At 35.9% G+C, this 7063-nt stretch carries 4 protein-coding genes; 1 reads left to right on the top strand and 3 read right to left on the bottom strand.

What is annotated here, in order from left to right; all coding sequences use genetic code 11:
- Positions 1–216 precede the first annotated feature (216 nt).
- Together IE080_RS16530 and IE080_RS16525 are read right to left on the bottom strand one after the other, a co-directional pair.
- Positions 217–1389 (bottom strand): threonine synthase, encoded by a 1173-nt coding sequence (locus IE080_RS16530; protein ID WP_189585243.1) that lies wholly within the window; start codon positions 1387–1389, stop codon positions 217–219.
- 59 nt (positions 1390–1448) lie between these two features.
- Positions 1449–2348 (bottom strand): LysR substrate-binding domain-containing protein, encoded by a 900-nt coding sequence (locus tag IE080_RS16525; RefSeq protein WP_189585240.1) that lies wholly within the window; start codon positions 2346–2348, stop codon positions 1449–1451.
- A gap of 220 nt (positions 2349–2568) precedes the next feature.
- Between IE080_RS16525 and IE080_RS16520 the strand changes: the two genes are divergently transcribed.
- Positions 2569–4047, top strand: a complete 1479-nt coding sequence (locus tag IE080_RS16520) for a lipopolysaccharide biosynthesis protein (RefSeq protein ID WP_189585237.1) — start codon at positions 2569–2571, stop codon at positions 4045–4047.
- Between the two features lie 289 nt (positions 4048–4336).
- Here the strand turns inward: IE080_RS16520 and IE080_RS16515 are convergent, their stop codons facing one another.
- Entirely contained in the window at positions 4337–7060 is a 2724-nt protein-coding gene (locus IE080_RS16515; protein WP_189585234.1) for a peptidase associated/transthyretin-like domain-containing protein, read from the bottom strand.
- Between the last annotated feature and the right edge of the window lie 3 nt (positions 7061–7063).

The raw sequence follows: 7063 nt of genomic DNA, 5'->3' as shown, positions 1-7063 counted from the left end.
ATGTGTAATTTATGTTGTCGTAAACACAAAGTACACAAAATAGGGTAGGTTTAAGCAATTGAATCTACCCTTATTTTAAAATCGTTTCTCGGACACTAGTGAATTAAAATATTATTTATTAGCACTTTAAAATTAAACAAATTTTAAATCATAATTTTTAAATAATCATTTAAGGATATAAACTAAACATACAAAATACCAATAAAATCAAAAACTTTAATAGTTTTCCATGTACTTAAATCCACTACCCGTATTTATCAATAGAATTTTATCAGTTGGATTAATAAATTTTTGCTTCTTGAGTTTTTTCAAAGCCTCCCAAACAGCTGCACCTTCTGGTGATATTACAATCCCTTCATTTTTCCCAATTTCTCTCACCCCATCTAAAATTTCCAAATCTGAAATTCTGATAGTTCTACCTTGAGAGCTCTTCAATACTTGGATTATCATATCTAAACCAAAAGCTTTGGGAACGGATAACCCATTTGCAATAGACATTTTAAAACCTCGATGATTATTTGAATTTTCAAAAGCATCACAGACAGGTGAACAAAGATCGGATTGTACCACAATCATTTTTGGAAGCTTACTATCATTTGAAAGCCACTTTAGAGATTTCATTTCTAGAAATGCTTTCCAAATACCTAACAAACCTGTGCCTCCTCCTGTTGGATAGATAATTACATCAGGAAGATCCCACTGATATTGTTCAGCTATTTCATATCCCATGGTTTTTTTACCTTCCAGTCGATACGGTTCTTTCAATGTTGCCATGTTAAAAAGATCTCCTCGAGCAGCCAATTCACTTGCGAGATTCCCACATTCATCTATCAGTCCATCCAGTAAAATCAAATTCGCTCCATATAACTCACACTCCTCTTTGAATAATTTAGGCGTATTTTTAGGCATTATAACAGTGGCTTGCATTCCTGCTTTAGCACAGTAAGCACTCATGGCTCCTCCTGCATTACCGGCTGTCGGAATGATACAGGATTTTATTCCAAGTTCTTTTGCCTTTGATACAGCCATACTTAACCCTCTAGCCTTGAATGAACCTGTCGGATTGAGACTTTCATCTTTCATTAACAGGTTTTCGAAACCATATTGAGCACCTAAATTATTTAAACTGACCATGGGAGTCATTCCTTCTCCTAAAGACACACAGTTGTCTGTATCCAAAAGAGGTAGCATTTCCCTGTACCTCCATAAGGTTGAAGGTCTTTTCAAAAGAACTTCTTTCTCGAGACCGTCAGTAACATCGTATGTTGCATTTAGCGGCTTATTGCAACATGTTGAAAACGTCTGAATTGAGAACGGGTCAAAGTATTTTCCACATGCAGTGCATTCAAGACTTTTGAGGTAAGAGATGTTTTTAATCGTTGTTTTCATACCTCAAAATTCTATTCAATGAACATAACTTCAAAATATCAAAGTATTATACCTCATAACTAAATGGAATACCTTTTTTTTGCCATTTTAATGAAATTTTTTGTAAGACCAACAGCTTCTTCACCTTTTCTGTTCACAAAATAAAAGCTCCTAAACACCTCTAAACCAAAGGTTTTTATTTCAACTAATTCTCCATTCTCTATCTCATCTTGCACTGCCATTCTGGATAAAAATCCTACATACTCACCTTTTATCAAATAATTCTTCAAAGCTTCAGTTCCACCTAAACGCGCCCTGATTTTTAAATCACCTAACTTAATATCCCATGATTTCAAACCTTCAATCAATGCCGCTAAAGTCCCAGAACCATTTTCCCGAAGAGCAAGCGGGATATCTCCAATAGTCTCTTTCCTGAGTACCTCATTTCTATAGGGGCTGTTTCTAGAACATACCGCAATGATCTCATCTTCAAAAAAATAGGAAACACTTACAGAGTTAAGGCCTTTTGGGATCTCAACACAGGCCAAGTCTATTTCATAATTTTGAAGTGCCTTAAGTATATTATCACTGTTTCTGTTAATAAGTAAAATCGTTGCATTTGGGAAAACTTTATGAAATTCAGCCATAATTGAGGGGAATACATAAAGTGAAACCGTAGTACTTGATCCTATTTTAAGCTCGCCACTAATAGCTAAGTTGTCTTTTTTCTCTGTAAAAACAGAATCAATTTCAGATTGAATAAGCTTTGCGCTTTGTAATAAAGAATAAAGTTTTTCTCCCAATTCTGTAAGGGAAATGTGATTGCCTTTCCTTTCAAACAAAGCAACACCGAGTTCTGCTTCAAGTAACTTAATTTGCTTACTTACCGAAGGCTGAGAAACAAATAATTCTTGTGCTGCTTTCGAAAAACTTTTTTTCGCTGCAACTTCTAGAAAAACCTTAAATCTGTAATCTATCATCCCTAATCTGTTTTACGCTCGGAGTTAGCCAAAATTAAGACAATTCTTTACTAAGAATTGAAAATAGTTTATTGGCGTTAATCTATTACCGAAATAGTACTAGGGAACATTTAAAATGACTTTCTTTCAAAAACAGAAGCAAGCGATATGTTTTAACCAATGTAAATAAACTATTTTTAATCACCTTAAGAATCCAGACTATATCCTTATTTTTGCCCAAATGAATGCAAAGGCTTCCCAAAGTATCCTCACCACCGCCTTCTCTTATGTTGGAGTTGCTATTGGGTATTTCAATTTACTTTGGTTGATGCCTTACGCCATGTCACCCGAGCAAATTGGTACTTTTCGGACAGTGCAGGACATGGCTTTACTGCTAGTGCCTTTCGCACAAGTTGGTTTGGGAAATGGGATTACCAAATTTTTCCCAAGGCTTCATAAGCATCATTTTTCGTTTTTGACCTATTCCCTATTTTTAACCTTAGCAGGCTTTCTTACGGTAAGTTTGATTTTTTTCTTGTTGAATGACTCCATTATTAAAGCTTTTTCAAGTAATTCGGCTGAGATTTTGGGTTTCCTCCCAGTCGTACTGGTCATCACGCTTTTTGCGGTACTCAATTCCATTGCCGATGCTTTTTGTCGCTCTTATTATAAAATCGCCATGCCTACCTTCTTTCGGGAGGTATTGATCCGATTACTTCTAGGGATTACGTTTTTACTCTATCTGATGGAATGGATTACATTTGACCAACTGATGTGGGGAATGGGCTTTGCGTATGGAATCACGATGGTAGGAACCTTTGCTTACATGCAGGTTAGAAAAATTTTTGGGTTGGAGTTTGAATTTGGAGAACTCCCTCCAACCTTCAAAAAAGAATTTCTGCGGTACAGTTTTATCAGCCTCTTAGCCACTACCGGAGCTTTGTTGATTATGAAAGTAGATAGTCTGATGGTGAGTTCCATGATCGGATTGGAAGCAAATGCCATCTATACCATAGGGTTTTCCATTGCCATAGTGATTGAGATGCCTCGTAGAGCTGTTTCACAAATTGCTATGCCCTTGGTTTCAGAATATTTCAGTGCTCAGGAACATGGGAAAATATCGAAATTATATAAGGACTTAGGGGTGTCACAAGCGTTTATTTGTTTATTGATTTTCATTGGCATCTGGGCCAATATTGAGAATATCTACGCCTTTGTCCCCAACAAAGAAGTCTACGAAGCAGGAAAGTGGATTGTCTTGATTATTGGAGGAGCTAAACTACTGGATGTACTCTTTTCCATCAATTCAGAGATCATCCTATTTTCGAAATATTACCTTTTCAATATTGTGGCTACGGTGGTGATGGCAATTGCAGTTATTGCCTTTAACTTTTGGCTGATTCCAATGTACGGAATTGAGGGTGCCGCTATAGCTTCTTTTTTGGCTTTATTACTCTTTAATATGGTCAAATACGGCTTTATCGCATGGAAACTTCGGATGCATCCTTGGAGTTGGGATTTGCTTAAAATTATGATATTGGGAGCTTTCGTATTTGGAGTACAGAATTACATTTTTGACGGATATCATGCAGGTTGGATGAATTTGGTTCTCCGGTCAAGCATTATTACAGTCATTTACGGATTAGGCGCATACTTTTGGAAAATTGCACCCACCATGCAAGCGACTATTAAAGAAAAAATAAAAGGATTCAAGCCTTAGAGTGTTACCAAACCTCCGTATAGACAAGCTTTGAGCTGCCTTAGATCCGCAACCTTCCACTGTTATCCTGCATCAGAAGATACGAGGTCCTCCCGATAGCTATCGGGAGAGATGAGGCCTGGTTTTGGAAAGGGCTTCACTCGGTATTGTAATTAAATTGTGAAGTCGGAACATGTCAGCGACCTGAATCCCTTTGGCAAATATACGGATATTATCGAAGAGTAGTTGTCATGGAAAAAGTAATGTTCAAAATCCATTTTATTTAGAAAACCGAACTTCTCTTGAATTCTTAAAAACTAAAATTTACAAATAACAGAACTTGCCTTGGTCTCAAAAGAAAATTTTGTTGACGGATAAAAAACGAATCAGCTGTGAAGGTCTCAAAATTTGTACTATTCAGCAAGTTCTGTCCTTGTAAAGATATGTCCCACTTTTTATTTTCCAATTTGAACCGATAGCTCATGTCAAGAAATCCAGTTACGTCTCTTGAATTAGACAATCGGTTATCATAGTGCTCCCATTTCAATGAAATGGTTTGGCTTTCGGTAATGAATACATCCAAAGAAGATAAATTAGTCAATTGCTGTATCCTACCTGTGTTCCTTTCTCCAATTTCAGAGTTGATCAGGTTTACGCTGGTCTTATTTGAAAAATTAGCAATTTTGATTGGTCTTACTTGCAATTCAAGACCAGTACCCAGTAAGTTGTAACGGATATCAGCTAATTCTCTATTAATGATTTGTTCATTTTCACGATGTTGAACGTTTCCATTCCAAGTAAGATTGGTTTTAAAAAGAGGAAAGTATTTGCTTACTCGTACATTTAATAAATGATTCGTAGCTATATTTTTTCTGTCCAAACTTTGATAAAAGACCTCACCAGAAGGGGCTACTTCACTGTCCATGATAGTATTCATTTCATGGTGTGAAAAATTATACGTAAGACTAGAAAAAATTGAATTGATAGGATCGCGATAATTAATGGCGTAACTCAATTTATGACTTAAAACTTCTGGAACCAACGTTGCCCGTTGCTGAAAAGTCCTGAAATTCCGTAGAATAAATCCATAATGAATATCATGGATCCCTTTGAAATCATTTGTCCTCGAAATCCTAGCGGTGGTATTCCATTTACCTGACAAAAAAAATCTCATAAACAACTGAGGTTCAATCAATATCCTAGAAAATTTACTTTGTTGAGCCAGAAGTTCATCATTTACATGGATATCCAAATAACTTAAGGGAAGTTTAAATTGCAAGTTAAAGTTATCCTGTTTTAAATTAAACTGAGAGTTTACATAAGTCTTCAACTGCCTAAATGAAAGGTCATTTCTAAATACATCCGGCACCAATTGCTCCGGAGTATCAACCATGGTATTCAAATCACTCTGCATCATATTCCTTTCAAATAAAAATCCTAAATCACCAGCGAAGGACCAGCTTTTTCTAAGTCCTTTGGTTATCCCCAAGGATTGATTGGCAAAAAAAGATTGGTAATCCAGCCCTTGATTTAATCGTTCATAGGGCAAGTTATCATTTAATTGCTCCCTAAAACTCCCTGGACTAACTTCAAAATTTTGGTTTGTTTGTTTGAAACTTACATCGGACTTAATATTTACCAATTGTTTACCGATTGGCCTCAAGGTATGAAAGCTATTACTGATGGATGCTAATGGTAAATCAACTATTTGATTCCAATCTGTAGCATTCAAAAAACTGGCCCCTAACTCACTGTTATTTAACACATTAATGTTAAGACTATTTTTGAGATAGGACTTTTTCTCATTTTTTATCCATGAAATATCAGCGTCTAAAGCTCTTGTGAAAAACCTGTTTTGATGTAACTCGTTGATTTTAAGCGTATCATTTGGCAGAAAATAGCTCGTATTGATCCCCCCTTGTTGTCTATTATTATCATGAAAAAAAGAAATATTAGCTCTAAAATCAGCACCTTCTTTATTCCTATTTAATATGTTGACAGAAAATAGATTGCTTTGGTTAAACAAAAAACGCTCATGATTGATAGATGGAACCCACATAGGAATCAACCCAAACCAAGGCTTAAAATCTGATTGCTTAGTTATATTTTCTTGAAGGTCCTCCAACGTTAAGACTGTTAGCTCTTTTCCTATATCTTTTCCAGAGGTATTCGACTGTGCGCTGAATAACATCTGCAAATTTTCCCGAAAAGTCATAGGGCTTAATTTACCTTCATACATTATTGGCGCAGCCCCCATTCCTAAGTTACCCGTGCCAACCCATACGTTTTTTCGTTTAAGCTTTAGATTGAGAGAGGCTCTATCCGAAAAAACAAGACTATCTAACACCCTCAAGGGTTGATGATTTTCTAAAACTTGAATGGATTCCACAGCATCTGCAGGAAGATTATTGCTCGCAAGATTATATTTCCCTTCAAGCAAATCCATGCCATCAATATAAAATTTTTGAATTCCTTTGCCCTCGTACAATATTCTTCCATTTTCCAGTACTTCTATACCAGGAAGTTTTCTTAGGATATCAGCAATGACTCGATCATTTTGATTCATAAAGCTTTCAACAGAATAACTTAAGGTGTCATTCTTAAAAGATATAGGGTTCTTGATGGACTTAATAGTAAACTCTGGAATCTCTTGAAAAGCTTCTTGCAGCTCCACTTCCAGTTTTTGGCTCTTGTTAAAAATTGTTATTTGATAATCTTGGGTAGTAAGTGATCGGAACAACACTACCAAACTATCCTGCTCTGACTGCAATTGTACGCTAAAAAAACCTGTATCATCGGTGACCCCAAATGAAAGTGTGGTTTGGTTCAGAGGATTTTTGACCAACACATTGACACCAAAAACTCCTTTGCCATCACTGCTTTTCTTAACCGTTCCAGAAAGACTCGTCTGTGCGTTTACCTTTGACAATAAGAGCACCAAGAATAAAAAAGTGATAAAAAAAGTATAGTGGTAAAACAGTCTTTTATCCAGAGCAGGAATCACTAAAAGTGACTTTAAAAATCTATTACTCATAAA

The organism is Mongoliitalea lutea, assembly GCF_014652135.1.
GTDB lineage: Bacteria > Bacteroidota > Bacteroidia > Cytophagales > Cyclobacteriaceae > Mongoliitalea > Mongoliitalea lutea.
The sequence above is the reverse complement of the archived record's forward strand: the minus strand, read 5'-3'. Positions and strand labels throughout refer to the sequence as shown.

Bases quoted from the DNA above. Each gene is read 5' to 3' on its own strand.
- IE080_RS16530 (WP_189585243.1), bottom strand. From the start codon at position 1,389: ATGAAAACAACGATTAAAAACATCTCTTACCTCAAAAGTCTTGAATGC.
- IE080_RS16515 (WP_189585234.1), bottom strand. From the start codon at position 7,060: ATGAGTAATAGATTTTTAAAGTCACTTTTAGTGATTCCTGCTCTGGAT.
- IE080_RS16525 (WP_189585240.1), bottom strand. From the start codon at position 2,348: ATGATAGATTACAGATTTAAGGTTTTTCTAGAAGTTGCAGCGAAAAAA.
- IE080_RS16520 (WP_189585237.1), top strand. From the start codon at position 2,569: ATGAATGCAAAGGCTTCCCAAAGTATCCTCACCACCGCCTTCTCTTAT.